Annotated in this window: 21 protein-coding genes; 7 read left to right on the top strand and 14 right to left on the bottom strand. The window is 54.9% G+C overall.

All coding sequences use genetic code 11. The features are described 5' to 3' along the window. Positions 1-23: 23 nt before the first annotated feature. The 3 genes from OZ410_RS11865 to OZ410_RS11855 are packed head-to-tail and all read right to left on the bottom strand — an operon-like array spanning position 24 to position 2,838. Positions 24-704: an SGNH/GDSL hydrolase family protein gene (locus OZ410_RS11865; protein ID WP_277708184.1), complete on the bottom strand. Its 681-nt coding sequence runs from the start codon at positions 702-704 to the stop codon at positions 24-26. Positions 705-760: 56 nt separating this feature from the next. Beyond that, positions 761-1,345, bottom strand: a complete 585-nt coding sequence (locus tag OZ410_RS11860; protein ID WP_277708183.1) for a hypothetical protein — start codon at positions 1,343-1,345, stop codon at positions 761-763. A 2-nt stretch (positions 1,346-1,347) separates the two neighbouring features. Then, positions 1,348-2,838: a S10 family peptidase gene (locus OZ410_RS11855; RefSeq protein WP_277708182.1), complete on the bottom strand. Its 1,491-nt coding sequence runs from the start codon at positions 2,836-2,838 to the stop codon at positions 1,348-1,350. A 106-nt stretch (positions 2,839-2,944) separates the two neighbouring features. Between OZ410_RS11855 and OZ410_RS11850 the strand changes: the two genes are divergently transcribed. Then, complete coding sequence (locus tag OZ410_RS11850; RefSeq protein WP_277708181.1) at positions 2,945-4,084, top strand: Gfo/Idh/MocA family protein; 1,140 nt, start codon at positions 2,945-2,947, stop codon at positions 4,082-4,084. Between the two features lie 3 nt (positions 4,085-4,087). Here OZ410_RS11850 and OZ410_RS11845 read toward each other — a convergent pair whose 3' ends face one another. Beyond that, on the bottom strand, positions 4,088-4,855 hold the full coding sequence (locus OZ410_RS11845; RefSeq protein WP_277708180.1) for a TIGR02757 family protein: 768 nt from the start codon (positions 4,853-4,855) through the stop codon (positions 4,088-4,090). A gap of 1 nt (position 4,856) precedes the next feature. Then, positions 4,857-5,525 (bottom strand): ABC transporter ATP-binding protein, encoded by a 669-nt coding sequence (locus OZ410_RS11840; RefSeq protein WP_277708179.1) that lies wholly within the window; start codon positions 5,523-5,525, stop codon positions 4,857-4,859. Positions 5,526-5,678: 153 nt separating this feature from the next. Here OZ410_RS11840 and folE point away from each other — a divergent pair, with 153 nt between their 5' ends. Both folE and OZ410_RS11830 read left to right on the top strand, forming a co-directional pair. Continuing rightward, positions 5,679-6,278 carry a GTP cyclohydrolase I FolE gene (gene folE / locus OZ410_RS11835; protein WP_277708178.1) on the top strand — a complete coding sequence of 200 codons (600 nt, stop codon included), beginning with the start codon at positions 5,679-5,681 and terminating at the stop codon, positions 6,276-6,278. Beyond that, positions 6,278-6,589 (top strand): hypothetical protein, encoded by a 312-nt coding sequence (locus OZ410_RS11830; RefSeq protein WP_277708177.1) that lies wholly within the window; start codon positions 6,278-6,280, stop codon positions 6,587-6,589. Before folE ends, OZ410_RS11830 begins: the two co-directional genes overlap by 1 nt. Positions 6,590-6,611: 22 nt before the next feature. On the opposite strand, the gene OZ410_RS11825 is transcribed toward OZ410_RS11830, so the two are convergent. The 8 genes from OZ410_RS11825 to OZ410_RS11790 all read right to left on the bottom strand — a co-directional run bounded on the left by OZ410_RS11825 (position 6,612) and on the right by OZ410_RS11790 (position 14,064). Further along, positions 6,612-8,870: a TonB-dependent receptor gene (locus OZ410_RS11825; protein WP_277708176.1), complete on the bottom strand. Its 2,259-nt coding sequence runs from the start codon at positions 8,868-8,870 to the stop codon at positions 6,612-6,614. Positions 8,871-8,941: 71 nt separating this feature from the next. Beyond that, positions 8,942-9,259: a hypothetical protein gene (locus OZ410_RS11820; protein ID WP_277708174.1), complete on the bottom strand. Its 318-nt coding sequence runs from the start codon at positions 9,257-9,259 to the stop codon at positions 8,942-8,944. 53 nt (positions 9,260-9,312) lie between these two features. Continuing rightward, positions 9,313-9,630, bottom strand: coding sequence for a DUF6787 family protein (locus tag OZ410_RS11815; protein WP_277708173.1), 318 nt, complete (start codon positions 9,628-9,630; stop codon positions 9,313-9,315). A 33-nt stretch (positions 9,631-9,663) separates the two neighbouring features. Next, positions 9,664-10,110, bottom strand: a complete 447-nt coding sequence (locus OZ410_RS11810) for a DUF6146 family protein (RefSeq protein ID WP_277708172.1) — start codon at positions 10,108-10,110, stop codon at positions 9,664-9,666. 74 nt (positions 10,111-10,184) lie between these two features. Beyond that, on the bottom strand, positions 10,185-10,823 hold the full coding sequence (locus OZ410_RS11805; protein ID WP_277708171.1) for a DUF937 domain-containing protein: 639 nt from the start codon (positions 10,821-10,823) through the stop codon (positions 10,185-10,187). A gap of 50 nt (positions 10,824-10,873) precedes the next feature. After that, positions 10,874-11,842, bottom strand: coding sequence for a D-2-hydroxyacid dehydrogenase (locus tag OZ410_RS11800; protein ID WP_277708376.1), 969 nt, complete (start codon positions 11,840-11,842; stop codon positions 10,874-10,876). A gap of 31 nt (positions 11,843-11,873) precedes the next feature. After that, positions 11,874-12,938 (bottom strand): 3-phosphoserine/phosphohydroxythreonine transaminase, encoded by a 1,065-nt coding sequence (serC, locus tag OZ410_RS11795; RefSeq protein ID WP_277708170.1) that lies wholly within the window; start codon positions 12,936-12,938, stop codon positions 11,874-11,876. Between the two features lie 64 nt (positions 12,939-13,002). Continuing rightward, a complete protein-coding gene (locus tag OZ410_RS11790; protein WP_277708169.1) occupies positions 13,003-14,064 on the bottom strand; it encodes an acyl-CoA reductase in 1,062 nt (353 codons plus the stop codon). Positions 14,065-14,172: 108 nt separating this feature from the next. Here OZ410_RS11790 and OZ410_RS11785 point away from each other — a divergent pair, with 108 nt between their 5' ends. Then, complete coding sequence (locus tag OZ410_RS11785; RefSeq protein ID WP_277708168.1) at positions 14,173-14,523, top strand: 4Fe-4S dicluster domain-containing protein; 351 nt, start codon at positions 14,173-14,175, stop codon at positions 14,521-14,523. Here OZ410_RS11785 and OZ410_RS11780 read toward each other — a convergent pair. Next, positions 14,520-16,013, bottom strand: a complete 1,494-nt coding sequence (locus OZ410_RS11780; RefSeq protein WP_277708166.1) for a carboxypeptidase-like regulatory domain-containing protein — start codon at positions 16,011-16,013, stop codon at positions 14,520-14,522. The two genes, OZ410_RS11785 and OZ410_RS11780, sit on opposite strands and share 4 nt — an antisense overlap. 122 nt (positions 16,014-16,135) lie before the next feature. Between OZ410_RS11780 and ychF the strand changes: the two genes are divergently transcribed. The 3 genes from ychF (at position 16,136) to OZ410_RS11765 (ending at position 21,890) form a co-directional block, all read left to right on the top strand. Continuing rightward, entirely contained in the window at positions 16,136-17,230 is a 1,095-nt protein-coding gene (ychF, locus tag OZ410_RS11775) for a redox-regulated ATPase YchF (protein ID WP_277708165.1), read from the top strand. A 123-nt stretch (positions 17,231-17,353) separates the two neighbouring features. Continuing rightward, a complete protein-coding gene (locus OZ410_RS11770; protein ID WP_277708164.1) occupies positions 17,354-19,213 on the top strand; it encodes a DNA topoisomerase IV subunit B in 1,860 nt (619 codons plus the stop codon). 19 nt (positions 19,214-19,232) lie between these two features. Next, positions 19,233-21,890: a DNA gyrase/topoisomerase IV subunit A gene (locus tag OZ410_RS11765; RefSeq protein WP_420917754.1), complete on the top strand. Its 2,658-nt coding sequence runs from the start codon at positions 19,233-19,235 to the stop codon at positions 21,888-21,890. Positions 21,891-21,907 lie beyond the last annotated feature (17 nt).

Here is a 21,907-nt window from a genome sequence, read left to right as displayed (position 1 = left end):
GTTTGAAAGCAGACAGCCGGGCTTTATTCCTGACGACCCCGATATTTTTCCAGGGCCTCAGCAATGGCAGCTTCCGCCAGGGGCGCCATCATTTGGTAGCCCTTGGGGGTGGGGTGCACCTCGTCAGTGGCCAGGGTTTTGTCCAGGCCATTGCGATGGTCGGCCATAGCGCTGAAATAATCCAGGTATACCAGGCCTTCTTGTGCTGCGTACTCCCGGATCATGGCATTGAGACGGGGAATTTTTTCATTGGGCTTTAATCCCGGGCGCCAGGGATAGTCAAAGGCCGGCAGGACAGAAGACAAAACAGGTTCAATCCCGTTGGCCCGGGCCAGCTGAGCCATGGAGACCAGGTTGTCCAGGATTTGTTCCAGGGTCATGGGGCCCGTATTCCCGGCAATGTCGTTGGTCCCGGCCAGGATTACAACCACCTTGGGTTTCAGGGCAATCACATCTTGACGAAAACGCAGCAGCATCTGTGGGGTGGTTTGCCCGCCAATGCCCCGGTTGATATAGGGCTTGCCCTCAAAAAACGACGGCATCTGATGGAGCCAGCCTATGGTTATGGAATTCCCCATAAACACCACCCGGTCTTCATCCGCGGCAGGGGGAGAGAGGGCGGTATTGTCGTCGCGGAACTGCTGTAGGTTGGGCCAGTCCTGCCCCTGTACTGGATTGCTGAAAAAAATGGGGAGGAGCAGCATAAGGGTGTGAAAGGATTTAAAGGTTGCTTTCATGACGTTGGGCAGGAGCCGTAATTTTATTGTTTTGGGGGGGTAATCATAATATGGGCGCGGTGGGTGCCCGGGTCCATGATCCACGCATGCCCCGGAGGAGCTGGCGTGGTGGGCAGGCCTGTGGTTGCCCCTGTTGCGTACGGGATATAGAACACATAGCGGGTGAAGGGGTTCAGGATCTTACCGGTCCCGGCTTCCACCTCCCCCGTAAGGATGCAGAGGGTGGCCTTGTCCGGCATGGGGAGGGTGCCGGCTTTTACCTCTGCCTCACGGATGTCAAAGACCTCCGGAGCGGTTTTACCCTCGGCCCTCAGGGCGCGCCCGCGGGCCATAAAAGGCTCCAGTTCCTTGTGGTAGGCCGCGGTGGAAAAGCGGGGGTTGGCAGGGTCGTCGGCCAGGGCAATGTAGGGGCCGTCGCCTTGCTTTAGGGTAACCAGTTCACCGGAAGGGTTGTACCCGAGTACCCGGGCACTGGCCCGGTAGTCCGCCGGCACGGCCATCAGGGCCGTTTCGATCTGCCAGCTGGCAGAAGGGATGTCCTGGGCGCTTAGGGGTTGCGTCCAGCAGAGGAGGCCTGCGAGGCTCCAGAGAATTACCTTGGTCTTCATAATCAGTACTTTGCGCTTTTTCCATTGGCCTGCGTACGCAGGATAAACGCCCTCAGGTCTTCATTGGCCTGCTTCAGGTCTTCCCGCCTCAGGTACATCATATGCCCGCTGCGATAGCCTTTGAATTCAAAACGATCCTTCATACGACCGCTGGGGTCTACCTGCCACATGGTGTATTTGGCGTTGAAATAGGTGGTTGCCCCGTCGTAGTACCCGGACTGAATCAGCACATTCAGGTAGGGGTTTTCTGCCATGGCCTGACGCAGGTTATCGCGGGTATTGTCGTTCTCGTTGTTCCAGGGCCGAACGGGTCCGAACATGTTGTACTTCACGTCGGTTTTCCAGTTGAGCTCATTGCGGAAGTAATAGTTAATGGCCGGCGTAAAGCTATGCAACCAGGAAGTCAGCTCGGCCGCGTAGTCCGGTCGGGTACCAGCCAGGGTTTTGTCGATCCCCAGGTAACGGCTGTCCAGCCGGCCAACGGTAAACCCGCCCTTATCCCTCCGCAGGGCCTTCCAGAAAAATTGGGTGGGCACGTCCAGGTTGTGCTGCAGGATGTCGGTTTTACCCAGTCCTGAATAATAGGCCATCTTCCCGGCAATTTCATCCCGCTCAGCCGGGTCAATAAAGCCGCCTTTGGCAATGGCCGGGATCAGATGGTTCACGGTAAAAGCTTCCGACTCCGGGAGGATATCCAACAGGTCCTTCTGCTGCAACTCGGCGGGCAGGGCCTTGTGGTACCAGGCTGCCGCCGTGTAATAGGGCAAATTCAGGGCGCTGCTCACCGGCCCGCCCACGCGGATAACCTTATAATCTGCGGGGGATACCATGATTACCCCGTTCAGGTACATCCACTGCTGTTCCTGCAGGGCCAAGGACAAGCCCATCACCCGGGTACCCCCGTAGCTTTCGCCAATAATGTATTTGGGAGATTGCCAGCGGTTGTGGCGGGATACAAAGGTGTTTAGCCACTCGGCCAGGTATTTGATATCGGCATTGATCCCGAAGAATTTCTCCCGGTCCACTTCCTTTCCGCTTTCCGGGATAGTGCGGGAATACCCCGTATTGGCCGGGTTAACATAAACGATATCGGTAACGTCCAATACCGAATAGGGGTTGGTTGCCACCCCATAGGGCTGAACCGGGTAACCTTCGTCGTCAATTTTCAACACTCGGGGGCCGGTATAGGCCAGGTGCATCCAGACGGACCCGGAGCCCGGGCCTCCGTTAAAAGAAATGAGCAAGGGCCTGGAGGCGCGGTCCTTAATATTGTTGCGGGTGTAATAGGTGTAGTGGAGGTAAGCGGTAGGTACGCCCTTTTCATCCCAAACCGGCTGGGTCCCTGTTTCTGCGGTATAGGAAAAGGTCTGGCCGTTAACAGTTACGCTGTGCTGGGTGGTCACGGTGGTGTCTGCCGGGAGTTTCCGGTTTTGTCCATAAAGCCCGGAGGCAAGCAGCAGGGCCGCCGCCAGGGAGAGGAAAGCTCTTTTCATAGGTGGTTCTCGTCTTGGGTTCTACAGGTATAAAAATAACACTTTTAATATACACCCCCGGGTAAGGCTCAGGGGTTTGTTTCCTATCTTTAGGGAAATTTCCAACATGAAACACCTGAGCCGAAGAACCTTCAGCAGCCGGATGGCATTAGGGGCGGCTGCCCTCTGGGCAGGACCGCACCTTTCAATAAAAGGGGCAACACCGCGTCAGGGGCAGGGACGCTCCCTGGGCGTGGCCCTGGTCGGGCTGGGCAGTTACAGTACCTATCAGCTGGCCCCGGCCCTGCAACAGACCAAACATTGCCACCTGGCCGGGATTGTGACCGGCACCCCGGCCAAGGCCGAACGCTGGCAGGCAGAATACGGGATAGGCAAGGACCATGTCTATTCCTATGAATCTTTCGATGCCATTGCCAATGACCCGGACATCGATATTGTCTACGTGGTGCTGCCCAACAGCATGCATGCAGAGTTCTGTATCCGCGCCGCCCGGGCCGGCAAGCACGTGATTTGTGAGAAGCCTATGGCGGTTAGCGTTGCGGAGTGCGATGCGATTATAAATGCCTGCAGGGAAGCTGGTGTAAAACTCAGTGTGGGCTACCGCCTGCAATCCGAGCCGTATACGCAGGAAATCAAGCGCCTGGTACGCGAAAAAACCTTCGGGGACGTGCGTTTTGTGAGCGCGGATGCCGGGTATATTTCGCGCGGCAACCCGGAGCAGTGGCGCCTGGACCGGGAGCGCTCCGGTGGGGGCGCTTTAATGAACATGGGCGTGTATTCTATCCAGAGCTGCATTTACAGCTGTGGCAAAAATCCCATTGGGGTAAGTGCCCAGGAGTTCAGTACCCGCCCGGAATACTTCAGGGATACGGACGAAACCATCACCGCCCAGTTTACCTTTCCCGGAGGGGTAGTGGGGCAGATGATGACTTCCCACAACGCCAATGCCAACCGCCTGTACGGCTCCTGTGAAGCGGGCTGGTTTGAATTACAACCGGCGAATAATTACGGGCCGTTACGAGGAAATACCTCAAAAGGCCCCATAGAATTCCCGCACGAATCCCAGCAAAAGCTGCAAATGGACGATTTTGCCCGCCATATCCTGGAAGGCTCCCCCAACCGGGCCCCAGGTGAAATGGGGCGGAGAGATATGGTTATTGTGGAAGCTATTTATCGCTCTATCGGTGATGGCGGCCGGCAGATTGCGATTGACCTGCCCGAGGGATATGGGATCGTGAAGGAATAAACCTTATCCAAACTGTTCGAAAGCCCCAAGGCCAAATAAGGCGAAATCGTATTTCACAGGGTCTTTGGGGTCCAGTTTCCGAAGGGCCGCATCCAGTTCCTGCAGGGCTTTGGCATCGTTCTGTTTGCGCCTGAGCAGCCCCAGTGCCCGGGCTACTTTTCCGCTGTGCACATCCAGGGGGCAGGAAAGCTGCGAAGGGTTGAGCTGCGTCCACAACCCGAAATCTACCCCGGCATCGGCAGGCCGTACCATCCACCGCAGGAACATATTGATGCGTTTGGCCGCCGACCCTTTTTCGGGATTGGAGAAATGCCGGCCGGTCCGGGCCTGGTGCGGGACTTCAAAAAAATGTTCCCGTACCCTTGAAATAGCCGGTTGTAAGCTGCCATCTGCGGCATAACGGGCAAATAATGGTTCCATTCCCCCGTATTCCCGGTAGAGATGTCTTAGGGCTATCAGGAAGGTTTTAAAATCCAGGCCGTTAAAGGTTCGGTGGACGAAGGGTTCTACCCTGGCCAGGTCTTCCGGCCCTGCCTGCATCACAAAGTCAAAAGGGGTGTGTTCCAGGTATTCCAGCATCCGCTGGGCACTGCGGATGATGCTCTTGCGGTTGCCCCACGCAATGGTCGCTGTCAGGAACCCGGCAATTTCGATGTCCTCGCGCCGCGAAAACCGGTGCGGGATCTGAATGGGGTCTGCTTCCAGGAATTCGGGCCGTTGGTACTGCCCGGCCTTGGCTTCCATAAATTCCTGTAAGGCCTCGAAAGTCATGCTAGCTGTGGGAAACGATTTTGCCGTCTACCATGGTCAGTTTGCGGTCCGCCATCTCAGCCAGTTCTTCATTATGGGTCACGATAATAAAGGTCTGCCCGTAGGTGTCCCGCAATTCAAAGAAAAGTTGGTGCAACCGGTCCGCACTGGCCGAATCCAGGTTGCCGCTGGGTTCGTCCGCCAGGACTACCGCCGGTTTGTTGACCAGGGCCCTGGCCACGGCAACGCGCTGTTGTTCCCCCCCGGAAAGGGCAGCGGGTTTGTGGGTAAGGCGGTGGCCCAGTCCCAGAAACACCATGAGCTCTTTAGCTTCCTTTTCGGCCGTTTCTTTGGGGGTCCCTTTGATGAAGGCCGGAATGCAGACATTTTCCAGGGCGGTAAATTCGGGAAGCAGCTGGTGAAACTGAAAGATAAACCCGATGTGCTCGTTGCGGAACCGGGCCAGTTGCCGGGAGCCCATGCCGGTTAGGTCCTGCCCGTTCAATTCAATACGAGTGGGATACCCGGGGCTGGGCCGGTCCAGGGTACCCAGAATCTGCAGCAGGGTGGTTTTCCCTGCCCCTGAGGCACCGACAACCGAGACAATTTCTCCTGGGCTAATGTCCAGTTCCACATCCTTGAGGACCTCCAGGTTTCCGTAAAATTTATGGATGTGTCGGGCGCGGATCATAGTGCTTTCCTTTCGGGGTCTGAAAGTACGCAATACCGCTATTCTGGCAAAATGTACCTCGGTGGGTTCCGATGCAATACCGCCGATCATTTGCCATCGCTATGCGGGCTCATCTGGGTTTTTTTTCCCATCTTTAGGGCAAATCCACTGACCATGGCTCCCTACCGATATCTGGAAGAATACAACATCAAAGTAACCCGGGAACTGAGAAACCGCTATGAGGGTATTCTGGACGACCTGGGTGAAGACTCAGAACGGGAGGGCCTGGTCAAAACACCCGAGCGGGCCGCCAAGGCCATGCTTTTCCTTACCCAGGGATACCGGCAGGATGCCGTGGAAATTCTAAAAGGCGCCATGTTCCGTGAATCCTACAGCGAAATGGTCCTGATCAAAGATATAGAGGTGTACTCCCTTTGCGAACACCATATGCTGCCGTTTTTTGGCAAGGCCCATGTGGCCTATATCCCGGATGGGCACATTGTGGGCCTCAGCAAGATTCCCAGAGTGGTGGATGTCTTTGCGCGGCGGCTGCAGGTACAGGAGCGCCTTACGGACGACATCCTGGAATGCATCAATAATACCCTGAAACCGAAAGGGGTTGCCGTGGTTATTGAAGCCGCGCACATGTGTATGATGATGCGGGGGGTTCAGAAACAGAATTCCGTGACCACAACCTCTGGTTTTCGGGGGCAGTTTGAAAAAATCGAAACCCGGAATGAGTTCCTGAAACTCATTAGCTCCGATTTGTCCTGATGGCAGCCATGAAATCTCCGGAAGGGAAATACAAGAAATTGTTCCTTAGCCTGTTGCTTGACGGCATTGGCATGCTCTCTATGCTGATTCCGGGCCTCGGCCCTGCCCTGGACCTGATCTGGGCGCCCCTGGCCAGCTGGTTCATGACCCGGATGTATCCCGGTCGATTCGGCACGGCAGCGGCCTTTATCACCTTTGTAGAGGAGCTCCTCCCGGGCACGGATGTAGTGCCCACCTTTACCCTGATGTGGATCTATACTTTCCTGCTGCGGGGCACAAAAAAAACCGCCGGAAAACCGGCGGTCAAATAAATACTCCCAGAATTTTTTGAGATTAAAGCACCAGGGTCATTCCCAGGCTGACGTTGCGTCCCGGATTCAGTATCCCGTCCGGCTTTAAACGGCTCAGGTGTGCCACGTAGGTTTCGTCCAGCAGGTTGTTTACGTGTACCCGAAACTCCAGGGATTGTCCAATCCATTCCGTTTGGGCCCCAAAGCCCAGATGTACCAGGTTGTACGAAGGGGTTTCCGTTTCGAAAGGGCTTACGCGTTCCTGGCGGAAAGCACTTTCCAGGCGCAGGAAGGCATAGGCATTGGAGAGGGATGTTCCCAGTTTGCCTGCTTCCAGCCGCAGCGTATTGCGCCAGGTAAAGGGCGGAATCAGCGGCAGGTCGCGCCCATTATCCAGGGAGCCGATTACCAGGGCTGCATTACTTTCCAGGTGCAGCCAATCCAGGGGGTGGGGGTGCAGGTGCAAACCAAATTCCCCTCCGTACAGAGAGGCATCCTCCTGTTGGTATTGATAGACGGGGTCACCATCGTTGATATCGCCCGTGGGGGCCAGGAAGATAAAGTCCCGTACCCGGTTGAAGAACCCGTTCACACCTAACTCCAGGTGTTCGTTCTGGTATTCCAGGGATACATCGGTCTGGAAGTTCTTTTCGTTTACCAGATCTGCATTCCCAATTTCAAAGCGATTGGCACCGGAATGCGTTCCGTTGGAGGCCAGTTCCGAAAGGTTGGGGGCACGAAAACCCGAGGCCAGATTAACCCGTCCGGTTACTCCATTCCCCAGGTCGGTGCGCAGGCCTGCAGCCAGGTTGAAACTCCCAAAATTGCGGTCCAGAGCCGGGATAAACTCAGGGCTGGCCACATCGCCCGTAGCGTCTCCCTGAATGTTCCGGTGGTCGTACCGGAGCCCCAGTTGCAGGTCCGTCTGGGAGAAATGAATGTGTGAGGTTGCCATTAAGCCGATATCGGCCACCGTGGCATCCGGGATCAGGTATTCCTCCCCGGCATTCCGGTTGGTCTGCCACATCCCCTGCATGCCCAATATGGTTTCCACGTTTTCAAGCCCCAGGCCAAACTGATATTGGAGGTTGTAATTTAGGGTATTGAGTTGCATATCCAGGGCCGGGCCTTCCTCCTCTTCCTCAATGGGGCCTGGGCCTGGCAGGGGCTCTTCCTCGTGTTCTTCAAACTCCTGACGGTTATTGGCCATGTAGCCCAAAATCAGCTTCAGGCTGGATTCTGGCAGGAACCATTCGGAGGTATTGCTCAGGATATGGCTTTCAATCCGCTGGTAGGGGAGCAGCGGGGTCCGGTCTTTGTTTTGTTCCCCGATTTCCTCCGGAATCCCGGGTTCTGCCAGGTTGTAATTGTAGCGAAAATCGTTTTTGAAGCGCCCGGCCTGGTAAGCCAGCCCTGATTTCAGGTCCCATTCCCCAAAGCGGCTGTTGGTCACGCGGGTACCTTCCCCGTCTTTATAGTCGGCATGGGAGGTGCGGGCCACCCGAGCCAGGAACTTCCACTTTTCACCCGAAACCCCTGCGCCGGCATTGGCCATAAGCCCATAGGTGTTGCTGAATCCCGTTAGCCCCGCATCGGCCTTCACCTGCCCGGCATCCGCATAGCGCTCCGGGTTCAGGTACAGGACGCCCCCGAGGGCATCCGAGCCATATAAGAGGGAAGCCGGACCTTTAATGACTTCCACGCTTTCAATTCCGGCATCGTTAACGCCCAGCCCGTGTTCGGAACCGAATTGCTGATTTTCCAGGCGGATGCCCTGGGTGTAGACCAGCACCCGGTTGGCACTCAGCCCGCGAATCACGGGTTTGCCGATACCAACCCCGGTGCTCACCATTTCCACGCCATTCAACTCCCGGATTCCTTCGGCAAGTGTTGGAGCGGCTATACGGCGGAGGGCTTTCATCGGGGATTGTTCCACCTTCATAACATTTTCCCGTTGCAGTTTGTGGAAGGGAGTGGAGACAATCACCTCTTCCATTTCTATGGCACTGGGCTGCAGGCTGATGTTGCGCTGGTTGTCGCCTGATGTCAGGCGGATGTTTTCACTAAAGGCAGCATACCCGATAATGGAGACCACCAGTTTATAGGTGCCGGCCGGGAGGTTGCGGATTTCAAAATTCCCATTGGCGTCGGTTAATGTTCCCGCACCAAGTTGCGGAAAATAAACAGAAGCCTGTTCCAGGGGGTTGCCGGAGGAAGCTTCGTTAATGTTTCCATGGAGTTCTGCCTGGGCGAAGGTGCCCTGGGCCAAAAGGGCTAGAAGCCCTACAATAAAGTATTTCATGAGTAATGCGATTGTAGTTTATTGAAAAGGTGTTGCCCGTTGGTATCCGGGCACAAAACAGAAAAACCTTTTCAACAGGGCGGACCCCGCAGCTGCAGGGTGCTAAAATCCCCACCCGTGTAGACCGGGTAATAGGCTAGCGGAGCGGCATAAATAGCCCGGAATACGGGTTGTGGTGTTAGGGGAATGGCCGCTTCCAGGGCTGGGGAAAAATGGTAGTGGTCAAAATCGCAATGCCACTCGGTAGAGTGATAATGCGTGCTGAAGTTTTCCTTGCAGTGGGACTCCGAGTGCTCCCGCATACCGTGCAGAGCCTCCTGCAGGGCGGGCAGGTGCAGCAGTAGCAGCAGCAGGATTGCGGCAATCCTATGTAGGGCAAGAACACGCATGGCAGCAAAAATAAGGACCGCTACGCTTGTTCAACTGTTAAGAAAATGATAAATCAGGGCAGAAGCGCTCCGAGACCCAGACGCTTCAGCATTTTCTTTTCAAAGGCCCAAAAGAATTTGAATTGCCCGAAAAGCCAGCCAAACAGCACCAGCAATACCTGGTAGAATGGGAAAATCAGCAGAATGCGCAGGCTCCAGTAGATCCAGGGTCCCCACCACTCGGTTATTTCCTTCAGTGAATCCAGGCGAATCCAGTGCAGGAAGGGTTTGGCCACCCATACCGATGCAGAGCCTGTAATCGCAAAGACCACGCAAATAATAAGCAGTTGGGTATTGGAGGTAATGCCCCACCGGGCTTTGAGTTTCTTCATTCCAGCCATAATGAGGCCGCAAATATACGCAATTTAGATGCGGGGCAGGAAGGGACCCAGCCGTTGATTATACTTCCGCTGGAAGTAGATAAAGTAGTTGTAAAGTTTATAATTGACCTCGTAACCGTAGTTGATTTTGGGGTCGTAATCTATGGGCCATACATATAGAGAAGAGTCATACTGCCTGGGTAACAATGCGCGCTGGTTCCAATTGGTTACGTAGATGGCATTGCGGGTTTCCAGAAAGGTCTGGGAATAATAGCCTTCGGGCTTGGCTACACTCACCAGCCAATTGTAAAACCCGGGGTCTATGATCACGATTTCATACTGGGATTCGGCATCCGCAATCCGTACGCTATCCGGGGTTTGACGGGCGAATATTTCCCGTTCGGTTTCACTAACCTCAATACCCTTTGGGGTACCACAGGCCATGGCCGAGGCTAAGACCAGCCCAAGCAACATAAATGGAAGGGTTTTCATGCAAAAGATTTTTTTATAAGGTACAAAAAAACCACCGGAGGCCCCGGTGGTTTAACATTGCATTCAGGTCTTTGTTATTTCCCAAAAAGCCCGCCGAGCAAGCCGCCCAGGCCACTGCTTTTCTTTTTGGAGGAACTGCCCAGAACCATATCTGCCACATCGTCCAGCACGCTGCCATCCCCGTCGGTATCGATCAGGCTGGTGATCAGGCTCTGGTTAGCCTGCGGTTGCCCGCCCAGCATACTCCCCAAAAGGGAGGTGAGTCCGTTTGCATCGGAAACGTTGGTCTGGGCCCGCTGGCGCCCCAGGAAACCCATAACGATAGGTGCCGCTATCTTAAGGATGTTGGCAATGGCAGAAGGGTCCATGCCGGATTTCTGGCTCAGGGCATTTTCAACAGCGGGCTGACGGCTTCCCAGGACGTGTCCCAGGATACCGGCCCCGTCCTTCATGACAGAGGCATCCACACCCCCGCTGAACAAACCACCAAGGTCGTCCAGGATACCTCCGCTGTGTTTGGAGGAGAGGGCGTTCATCAAGCCTGCTGCCCCTTCCGGGGTGGAGGCATTCTTTTTCATGGCACCCATCAGCAGGGGCATGGCCATGGACAGGAGGTTGGCAGTTTGGTCTTCCGGCTGGCCGGTTTCCTGCGAAACGCCCCGGATCAGTTGTTGCCCCATGGGGCTGCTCATCAGGTCTAAAATTCCAGACATTTTTGTAGTGTTTAGTATTCGGTATGGAAGATACTACCTTTTTGGGCTATTCAGGCCTCCTGAAACCCGTTTTTATGCCAGGCAATCAACTGGTCGGCCAGTTCCAGCCCAATGCGATCCTGAGCTTCCCTGGTTGCTGCCCCAATATGGGGGCTCAGGGACAGTTGGGGGTGCATCAACAACTGGACTTCCGGGGCAGGTTCCGAGGTAAAGACATCAAGTGCGGCAAAACGGATATGCCCGGCCTCCAGGGCCTGGAGCAGGGCAGGTTCGTCCAGCACCCCGCCCCGGGAGGTATTGATGATGGCCGCGCCCCGTTTCATCAGCCCCAGTTCTTTTTCCCCGATCAGCGGTTTATCCTGGGCAGGGACATGCAGCGAAAGAAAGTCGCACATTGCTAATACTTCCCGAAAAGGAGCGCCCTGTACGTCAAAATGCAGGCGTTGCCCGTCTGCGAATTCCAGGCTTACCTGGGCATGGGTTACTTCGGGGTCGGCAAAGACCACTTTCATGCCCAGGCCCAAAGCGCGTTGGGCCACAGCCTTGCCAATGCGGCCAAAGCCCACGATCCCCATGGTTTTACCCTTTACCTCGGTGCCCTTAGAATACTGTTTCTTCAGTTGTTTAAAGATCTGGTCCCCCTCCAGAGGCATCTGTCGGTTGGAGTCGTGCAGGAAGCGCACCCCACCCATCAGGTGGGCAAACACCAGCTCGGCTACAGAATCTGCCGAGGCGCCGGGGGTATTGATCACCGGGATGCCCTTTTTGCGGGCATGTTCCACAGCTATGTTATCCAGGCCAACGCCGGCCCGGCCGATAATTTTCAGATGGCCTGCAGCGTCGATCACCTCAGGGGTAACCTGGGTGGCCGAACGCACCAGCAGGGCAGCGATCTTCTCCCGGTCCAGAAAGGCGGTAAGTTGTTCCTGGGCTACCCGGGTGGTAAGGACTTCAAAGCCGGCAGCTTCCAGGCGTTCTTTTCCGGCATCGGAAATGCCGTCGTTTGCCAATACTCGCAACATGTATGAATTCAGGTTTTTGGGATTAAAATCAGGCTTTGCGTTCCAGGTCGCTCATCACGTCCACCAGAACGCCCACACTCTCCAGGCTCAGGGCATTGTACATAGATGCCCGGTAGCCGCCCACGGAGCGGTGGCCGTTCAGGCCATTGATGCCGGCCGCTTTCCACATCTGGTCGAACCGATCCTTAAGTTCCGGGTCCGTTAGGGTAAAGGTGGCGTTCATGTCTGAACGATCCGCTGTGGCCGCAAATCCCTGAAACAGGGGGTTCAGGTCAATTTCTGAATACAGCAGCTTGGCCTTCTTGGCATTGCGTTCCTCCATGGCGGCAATTCCGCCTTGCGCTTTCAGCCATTGCAGGGTAAGCATGGAGGTGTATACCGCAAAGACCGGAGGGGTGTTAAACATACTGTCCTTGGAGATGTGTACCTGGTAATCCAGCATCGAAGGGATTTTGCGCGTGACCCGGCCCAGGAGGTCTTCCCGGACGACGACCAGGGTGGCTCCTGCCGGCCCCATGTTTTTCTGGGCCCCGGCATAGATCAGCCCGAACTGGCTGAAATCCATGGAGCGCGAAAAGATATCGGAACTCATGTCGGCCACCAGGGGGGCATCGCATTGAGGGATATCCTTAAACTGAGTGCCGAAAATGGTATTGTTGGTGGTCAGGTGCAGATAATCCAGGCCTGCAGGCACTTCGAAACCTTTCGGGATGCTCCGGAACTGGTCCGCTTCGGATGAAGCGACTTCCAACACTTCCCCGAACAACCGGGCTTCCTTGATGGCTTTGCCACTCCAGGTACCGGTATTGATATACCCTGCACGGGTTTCCAGCAGGTTATAGGCCGCCATCAGGAATTGCATGCTGGCACCTCCTTGCAGGAAGAGCACTTCGTAACCTTTGCCCTCCAGGTCCATCAATTCCAGGACCAGGCTGCGGGCGCGTTCCATAACCGCTACAAATTCTGCGCTCCGGTGGGATATTTCAATCAGCGAAAGCCCGGTGCCGTCCAGGTCGCGAACGGCATCCGCGGCTTTGTCCATAACTTCCCTGGGCAGGATACAGGGACCAGCGCTGAAATTGTGCTTTTTCATCGGTTCTCGATTTTAAGGCCTTAAAGGTCTGAATTATGTGTGAAACCACGCAGGGCTCCTCCATTTAATTTGCCCGAATTCTCAACAGGAATTCAACAGTATCCACCCCATCGGCATAGTCTGAAAGCCCGGGCTTCTGGGTGGTCCCGAAAGGAATGGCGCCTGCCACCCACTGTGGCCCGGCAACGCATTGCAACTGCGCCTGGTTTTCCGCCAAACGCCGCTGGACTTGTTCCCGTGAGGCATAGGGCTCGTAAAAAAGGGTGCCTATGGGGGAACCCAGGCCCGAATCCTCTTTCAGGAGCAGAAACCCATTGTCCAGCATGGGGGCACCGCTCATCAGGTAAACGGCCTTGTTGTAATCGTAATTGTTGGCGTATTTCGGGTGCTCCAGCAGGGTCCGGTGGGGATAAAAAGCCTGGAACAGGGGGTCAAAATCATATCCTTCAGGGACCATAAGTTTGGAGATGCTGCGGCATCCCATCCCGAAATAGCGGAACACGTCTGCGGCAAGCCCGGCCAGGGCCTCGGGATTTTCTTCCCCATCCAGTACCCCGATGCTGTTCCGGTTTTTACGGATAATGTGAGGCTTGTCCCGGAAATAGTATTCAAAATAGCGGGCAGTGTTGTTGCTGCCCGTAGCAATGACGGCATCGAATGCCTCCAGCCGGCCTTCCGTAAAGCCTGCAAGGCCCTCCAACTCCGGTTGGTAACGGCAGAGACGTTGCCATAAAAAGGGCAATAATCTGCGGTCATTGGACGCGCAGCGCACCATAGCATGGTTTCCGGTAACCAGCACACTAAGCAGGTCGTGGAAGCCCACCAGCGGGATGTTTCCGGCCATTACCAACCCCACTTTGCGGGGTTTTCCTTCCGGCTCCGGGTAGGATTGCATCCAGGATTCCAGGGCATCTGGGTACAGGCAATCCCCCCATTGCTTCAGGGCTTCCGTAACCTCGGCTGGGGTAAACCACGGGTTTTCCACGGCCACCTGCCGAAGCAACTGGTCCCATTCGGGAAAATCTACAGCCAGGGCCTCAGGGGCATTATCCTGCAGGGCGGTCACTTCCCGAATTTCTGCTCCAAGGGCAGTCAGGGCTTTTTGCATATGGGAATTCAGACGCATGGGATTTGTAGGCTTGGGGTTTTGCCATTAACTTTGGGCAAAAATAGACATCCCGGCTGCCGGATACAACTTTTGGCCGGGAGATCACGTTGGAAAAAGAAAAACGAGATGGCCATAATTATTACCGACGAATGCATCAATTGCGGCGCTTGCGAGCCCGAATGCCCAAATACCGCCATTTATGAAGGTGCCGATCAATGGCGCTACAGCGATGGTACCTCCCTTGCCGGAAAGGTAGTACTGCCCGATGGGAAGGAAGTGGATGCCGATGCCGTCCAGGACCCTATTAGCGACGAGGTGTATTACATTGCTCCGGATAAATGTACCGAATGCATGGGCTTCCACGAAGAGCCCCAGTGCGCAGCCGTTTGTCCGGTGGATTGCTGTGTGCCGGACGAAGACCATGTAGAGACGGAAGAACAGCTGCTCGGGAAGCAGCGGTTTATGCATCCGGACTAGGGCTTTTCCACCCGGAATTGCCGCATCTCTTCAAGCGGGGCCATGACTTCCGGGTCTTGCCATACCGAAGGAGCAAAACGGTCCAGCTGCCGTACATAAATCTGTTTGGGCTCCGTATACCCTTCAAAAGGATTGCCGGCTTCGGATTCCATGGGCTGCACAAGGAGATTTTGGTGGGTGCGCACCCCGCCTTCCATGAGAAAATCGAAGGCGACCTTTCGCCCTGCAGCACTGTTCTCAATAAATTTTAAGCCACGATGAAGGTAAATGTAGTTACCCTGTTCTCTTTGAATAAAATAGGGTGCGTATTTCCCTTCCATATTACGGCGGTAAATAACAGTGCCCCTATACAGGTTTTCGGCGTATTTGATACCCAGTAACAACTTCAGGTTTACCTTTTCCCCTTCCCGTCCCTCGGCATAGGCGTAGTCCATTTTCAGGACGGCATAACTGGCCGCATCTACATAGAGCGTCCCGGAAAATTTGGCCTTGTGCCGACGGGGTGAAAACGCAATGGCATAGACGTAATTCCCGTCAAAATAGGTGGCCCCCAGAAAAGCGTAACGGTACCAGTCTGCGTCCAGCAGCCGGTTCAGGTGGTTGCCCTGCCAGCCGGCCAGCCGCAGCAATTCCTTATGGCTGTGCCGGAGCATCCCGAAGTCGGAACTGTCCCGGGAGGCGTCTTCCTGCTCCAGGAATTCGTCGGCCACAGACACACTGTCTTCAATTTTGAATATTCCGGTCTTTACCTTGTAGGTCTGTGTGGTATCCAGATGGTCCAGAATAATCTCCTGGGCCCGCTGCTGGATTTGTTCCGGGGAGTAGTCGCGATTATGGTCCACCAGGGCGGTGGCCCTGGATATGCGCAGGGCACCCAGGGTATCTGCATGTATTTGCAGCATCCCATTGAGGTCCAGATATTCCCGTGCCTGGCTTTTTACCAAATCCTGCCCAAGACGACGCAGGCGCGCATCGGCCGCTTTCAGGGCTTCCCGGTTCAGGTCGGAGGCTTTTTCCAGTTCCAGGTCCAGCCGGTCGAAGGCCATGGCTTCGGACTGCCGGTAAAAAACCCTGAAAGAAGCTGTACCCAGGGCATAATTCTGCTCCAGGCGTGCCCGTGCCCGGCTAATGACCGTTTCTGCAGAAGGGATGGCTTCGCCTACCCGGACTTCATTGAGCGCAATGGCCGCCGGGGTCATTTGCAGGGTTTCCGGGGCATTCTCCAATTCCTGTGATGTAAGGGTAAGGGTTCGGTATCCCATACAAGAAATCTGAATACCCGTTTTAGCCTGGCCGGGATCCAGGTTAAAGGCGCCTTCCTCATTGCTGATGGTGCCGCTTTGGGCCCCGGTCCGGATCGTTGCAAAAATCACAGGGCTGCCCGTTTGGGCGTCGGTAAGCTTCCAGGTGCGTTGTTGGGCATGAAGGCCCGAAGCCAGCAGGCCAAGCAGAAGGGTAGCGCACAGGCGTAAATTGAGTGCTTTTTTCATGGGTTGGAATCTGTGTTTAAGACGCCCTTGCGCCCATTTTGTTACAAGTGGTGTTTTCCTGGGCAGCACATCGGTGGTCAACCCTTAAGAAAGCGTATATTTGCCGCCAAAATCACCGCAAGATGAAAGCCGGAATCGTAGGTTTGCCCAATGTCGGAAAATCCACCCTCTTTAACTGCCTCTCCAATGCCAAGGCGCAGAGCGCGAATTTCCCCTTCTGTACCATTGAACCCAATATCGGGGTAGTGAACGTGCCGGACCCGAGGCTTGGGCAGCTGGAGACCCTGGTAAACCCCCAGCGCGTAGTGCCTGCCACCGTGGAGATTGTCGATATTGCAGGCCTGGTGAAAGGGGCCAGCAAAGGGGAGGGGCTCGGGAACCAGTTCCTGGGAAACATCCGGGAAACGGATGCGATCCTCCATGTACTGCGGTGTTTTGACAATGACAACGTGGTACACGTAGACGGGTCCGTAGACCCCATCCGGGACAAGGAGACCATCGATATGGAACTGCAGCTTAAAGACCTGGAAACGGTGGAAAAGCGTCTGGAAAAAGCTGGTCGTGCTGCCCGCACCGGGAATAAGGAGGCACAGAAGGAGGCTCAGGTGCTGGAAACCCTGAAACAGGGTCTGGAAAGCGGAACCTCCGTACGCGCTATTGCTGTGGACGAAGATGCCTACTTGGAATTTGTGCGCCCCATGCAGCTGATTACCGACAAACCCGTGCTCTATGTCTGCAATGTGGATGAACAATCCGCCAGCAGCGGCAATGCCCATGTAGACCGGGTGAAAGAAGCTGTTGCCGGGGAAAAGGCGGAAGTTTTGGTGCTGGCCGTGGCCACCGAGGCCGATATTGCGGAACTGGAGACCTTCGAGGAGCGGCAGTTATTCCTGGAAGACCTGGGGCTGGATGAGCCCGGGGCTTCCAAAATGATCCGCTCCGCTTATAAATTACTGAACCTGCAGACCTATTTCACAGCCGGGGAAAAAGAAGTGCGGGCCTGGACCATCCCGGTAGGCGCTACCGCCCCCCAGGCTGCGGGAGTGATCCATACGGATTTCGAAAAGGGCTTTATCCGCGCAGAGGTAATCGCCTTTGCGGATTACCTCCACTACGGCAGCGAAGCCAAGGTAAAAGAAGCCGGAAAAATGCGGGTGGAAGGCAAGGAATATGTAGTTAAGGATGGGGATGTGATGCATTTCCGGTTTAACGTGTAAGCCGCCCGGCACTTGCCACCCCCGGTAATCAACAACCGTTCCCCTTATTGTTAATTACTTTAAGGCAGGCGGATTTTGATTTCGTCCCCATAATCCTATATTAGCGGGTCAAACCCCCAGATTATGGCACAATCCCAATACACCGAGGATAATATCCGGTCCCTGGACTGGAAGGAGCATATCCGTATGCGTCCCGGGATGTATATCGGAAAGCTCGGGGACGGTTCTTCGGCAGACGACGGCATTTACATCCTCCTGAAGGAAGTAATCGACAACTGTATCGATGAATTCGTGATGGGGGCCGGGAAAACCATCGAAATCGCCATCAAGGAAGACCGGGTCAGCGTCCGGGACTACGGCCGCGGAATCCCGCTGGGCAAAGTGGTAGACGTGGTCTCCAAGATGAACACGGGAGGGAAGTACGATACCCGTGCCTTCAAGAAATCAGTGGGCCTGAACGGGGTGGGTACCAAGGCGGTCAATGCCCTTTCTGCCTACTTCAGGGTGGAATCCACGCGGGATGGCCAGTCCCGGGCGGCGGAATTCAGCGCGGGGGACCTGACCAACGAGGAATTCCTGGAGGAAACTTCGCGCAAACGGGGCACCAAGGTAGTCTTTACCCCGGACGAATCCATCTTTAAGAAATACCGCTACCGGAACGAATACGTGGAGCGCATGCTGCGCAACTACGTATATCTGAACCCGGGGCTGACCATCGTGTTCAACGGGGAGAAGTACTATTCCGAAAATGGCCTTCGGGATTTGCTGGAAGATTACACCAATGCGGAAGACATGCTCTATCCCATCATCCACCTGAAGGGAGACGACATTGAAGTGGCCCTGACCCACAGCAAAACTCAATACAGCGAGGAATACCACTCCTTTGTAAACGGCCAGCACACCACCCAGGGAGGGACGCACCAGGCGGCTTTCCGGGAAGCCCTGGTGAAGACCATCCGGGATTATTACGGGAAGAACTACGATGCCTCCGATGTACGCAAGTCTGTAATAGCCGCCATTTCCATTAAGGTAATGGAGCCGGTTTTCGAAAGCCAGACCAAGACCAAGCTGGGTTCTACGGACATGGGCGGGGACTTGCCCACCGTGCGGACCTACATCAATGATTTTGTGGGGCGGGAGTTGGATAACTACCTGCACAAGAACCCCGAGGTGGCCGAAAAGATCCAGCGCAAGATCATCCAGGCCGAAAAGGAGCGCAAAGAGCTGTCCGGGATCCGGAAACTGGCCCGGGAACGCGCCAAGAAGGCCAGCCTCCACAACAAGAAATTGCGGGATTGCCGGATCCACCTGGGCGATATGAAACAGGACAGGCGCCTGGAGTCCACCCTTTTCATTACCGAGGGGGATTCCGCCTCAGGGTCCATTACCAAATCCAGGGATGTCAATACCCAGGCCGTCTTCAGCCTGAGGGGGAAGCCCCTGAATTCCTATGGGATGTCCAAGAAAATCGTTTACGAAAACGAGGAATTCAACCTTTTGCAGGCCGCCCTCAACATTGAGGATTCCATGGAGGACCTGCGCTACAACAACATCGTGATTGCCACGGATGCGGATGTGGACGGGATGCACATCCGGCTGCTGCTGATTACCTTTTTCCTGCAGTTTTTCCCGGAACTGATTAAAGAGGGACACCTCTACATCCTGCAGACCCCGCTTTTCCGGGTGCGGGACAAACGGCAGACCATCTATTGCTATAGCGAAGAGGAAAAGAAGGCCGCCATCGGCACCCTGAAGGGCAAACCAGAAATTACCCGATTCAAGGGCCTTGGGGAAATTTCCCCGGATGAATTCCAACATTTTATAGGGGACGACATCCGCCTGGAGCCGGTGATGCTGGACAAGGCCATGTCCATTGAAGAACTCCTGAAGTTCTACATGGGCAAAAACACCCCCGACCGGCAGGAATTTATCATCGAAAACCTAAAAGTAGAAGTGGACCTCCTGGAGGAAAACACCTTATAAAGCCTAGTACGCGCTGCGCATGGAAGACGAGAACGAAGCTGTAAACGAAGCGGGACAGGGGATGCCTGAGGAGCAGGAGCATGACCAGGATGCCCTTACTCGGGTAACGGGCATGTACAAAGACTGGTTCCTGGATTACGCCTCCTATGTGATCCTGGAGCGTGCGGTACCTGCTATCGAAGACGGATTAAAGCCGGTGCAACGCCGGATTATGCACGCCCTGAAGGAAATGGATGACGGCCGCTACAACAAGGTGGCCAATGTGGTGGGGCATACCATGCAGTACCACCCCCACGGCGATGCCAGTATTGCCGACGCCATGGTACAGCTGGGGCAAAAGGAACTGCTGATCGATACCCAGGGAAACTGGGGGAATATCCTGACCGGAGACGGGGCCGCTGCACCGCGTTATATAGAAGCACGCCTCTCCAAGTTTGCCCTGGATGTGGTCTTCAGCCCGAAGATTACAGAGTGGCAGCTCAGTTACGACGGGCGTAAAAAGGAACCGGTAAACCTCCCGGTAAAATTCCCGTTACTGCTGGCCCAGGGGGCCGAAGGCATCGCGGTGGGCCTTTCTACCAAAATCCTGCCCCACAACTTCAACGAACTCATCGATGCCTCCGTGAAGCACCTGCAGGGCAAGCGTTTTACGCTGGTCCCGGACTTTCCCACAGGCGGGATTATCGACGTTACCAATTACAACGACGGCCTCAGGGGTGGCAAGGTGCGCACCCGGGCGCGGATTTCCCAGCGGGACAAGAATACCCTGGTCATTACGGAAATCCCCTTTGGGACCAATACCTCTTCCCTGATCGATTCCATCCTGAAAGCCAACGACAAGGGGAAGATCAAGATTAAACGCATTGAGGACAATACCGCTGCCGAAGTCGAGATTTTGGTGCACCTTCCTTCCGGGATTTCTCCGGATAAAACCATCGATGCCCTGTACGCCTTCACGGCCTGTGAGACCTCAATTTCCCCCCTGGGATGCATCATCGAGGACAATAAACCCATCTTTATGGGGGTGACGGAGATGCTGGAACGCTCCACGGAGCACACGGTCGATATGCTGCGGGAAGAGCTGGAGATCCAGCTGGGGGAACTGGAAGAGCAATGGCATTTTGCCTCCCTGGAGCGTATCTTTATTGAAGAGCGCATCTACCGCGACATCGAGGAGGAAAAAACCTGGGACGGGGTGCTCAAGGCTATTGCCAAAGGCCTGGCCCCGCATACGAACCATCTGAAGCGGGAGGTTACCGAGGAAGACATTGTACGCCTTACCGAAATCCGGATCAAACGGATTTCCCGTTTTGACCTGGACAAAGCCCAGGAGCATCTGGACAACCTGGAGGCCCGCATTGCCGAAACCAAGCACCACCTGGCCCACCTGACCGACTACGCTATTTCCTATTTTAAGGAACTCAAAAAGAAATATGGCAAGGGGCGGGAGCGAAAATCCGAAATCCGGGTATTTGACGATATCGAGGCCACCAAGGTGGTCATCCGCAATACCAAGCTGTATGTGAACCGGGAGGAAGGCTTTGTGGGTACTAGCCTCAAGCGGGACGAATACGTAACAGATTGCAGCGATATTGATGATATTATAGTCTTTACCGAGGCTGGCGAAATGATGGTGACCAAGGTAGACAGTAAGATCTTTATCGGGAAGAACATCATACACGTTGCCGTATTCAAGAAAAAAGATAAGCGCACCACCTACAACATGATCTATAAAGAGGGGCGGGGCGGGGCCACCTACGTTAAGCGCTTTAATGTGACCTCTATTACCCGTGATAAACTCTATAGCCTGACGGGTGACAAGGCAAGTTCCCAGGTCTTGTACTTTACGGCCAACCCTAATGGGGAGGCCGAAATCGTCACAGTGCTCCTGCGGCAGGCCGGCAGCATCAAAAAACTAAAATGGGACCTGGATTTTGCCGATGTCCTGATCAAAGGCCGTAATGCCAAGGGCAACCTGGTCACCAAATACGCCGTTAAGCGTATTGAGCTGAAGGAGAAGGGGCTGTCTACCCTCAAACCGCGGAAGATATGGTTCGACGAAACCGTGTTGCGCCTGAATGTGGACGACCGGGGGGAACTCCTTGGAGAGTTTACAGCAGAAGACCGCTTGCTGATCATCAACCAAAAGGGGAACCTGAAAACGGTAATCCCGGACCTGAACATGCACTTTGACGACAACATGATTGTGCTGGAAAAATGGGATCCTGACAAACCCCTTTCGGTGATCTACTGGGAAGGCAGCAAGGAATTGTTTTACGTAAAACGGTTTTTGGTAGAGCAACCGGATCGGGAAGAACATATTATTACAGACCACCCGAAATCCTATCTGGAGCGCGTCTTTACGGACTACCGCCCCATAGCCGAAGTGGTCTTTGCCAAAAAACGCGGGCAGGAACGCAAACCCAACCTGGAGGTGAACCTGGAAGAATTTATTGCCGTAAAAGGAATTTCCGCCATGGGCAACCAGTTAACTCGGGAAAAGGTTTTGGAAATAAATACCCTGGATCCGCTGCCGTATGAGCCGCCGAAAAAATTACAGGCTTCGGAAATGGAAGTGGTAGACGAGGAGGATGTGGCCCTGTCAGAAAGTGAAAACCCTGATCCAAAAAAGAAGTCCGGTCCTGATGAGGAGGGACAAGGGAAGCTTTTTGAATAATGAGTGTTACGTTTACA

The sequence above is a fragment of the Robiginitalea aestuariiviva genome (assembly GCF_029537735.1).
GTDB classification, from domain to species: domain Bacteria; phylum Bacteroidota; class Bacteroidia; order Flavobacteriales; family Flavobacteriaceae; genus Robiginitalea; species Robiginitalea aestuariiviva.
The sequence above is the reverse complement of the archived record's forward strand: the minus strand, read 5'-3'. Positions and strand labels throughout refer to the sequence as shown.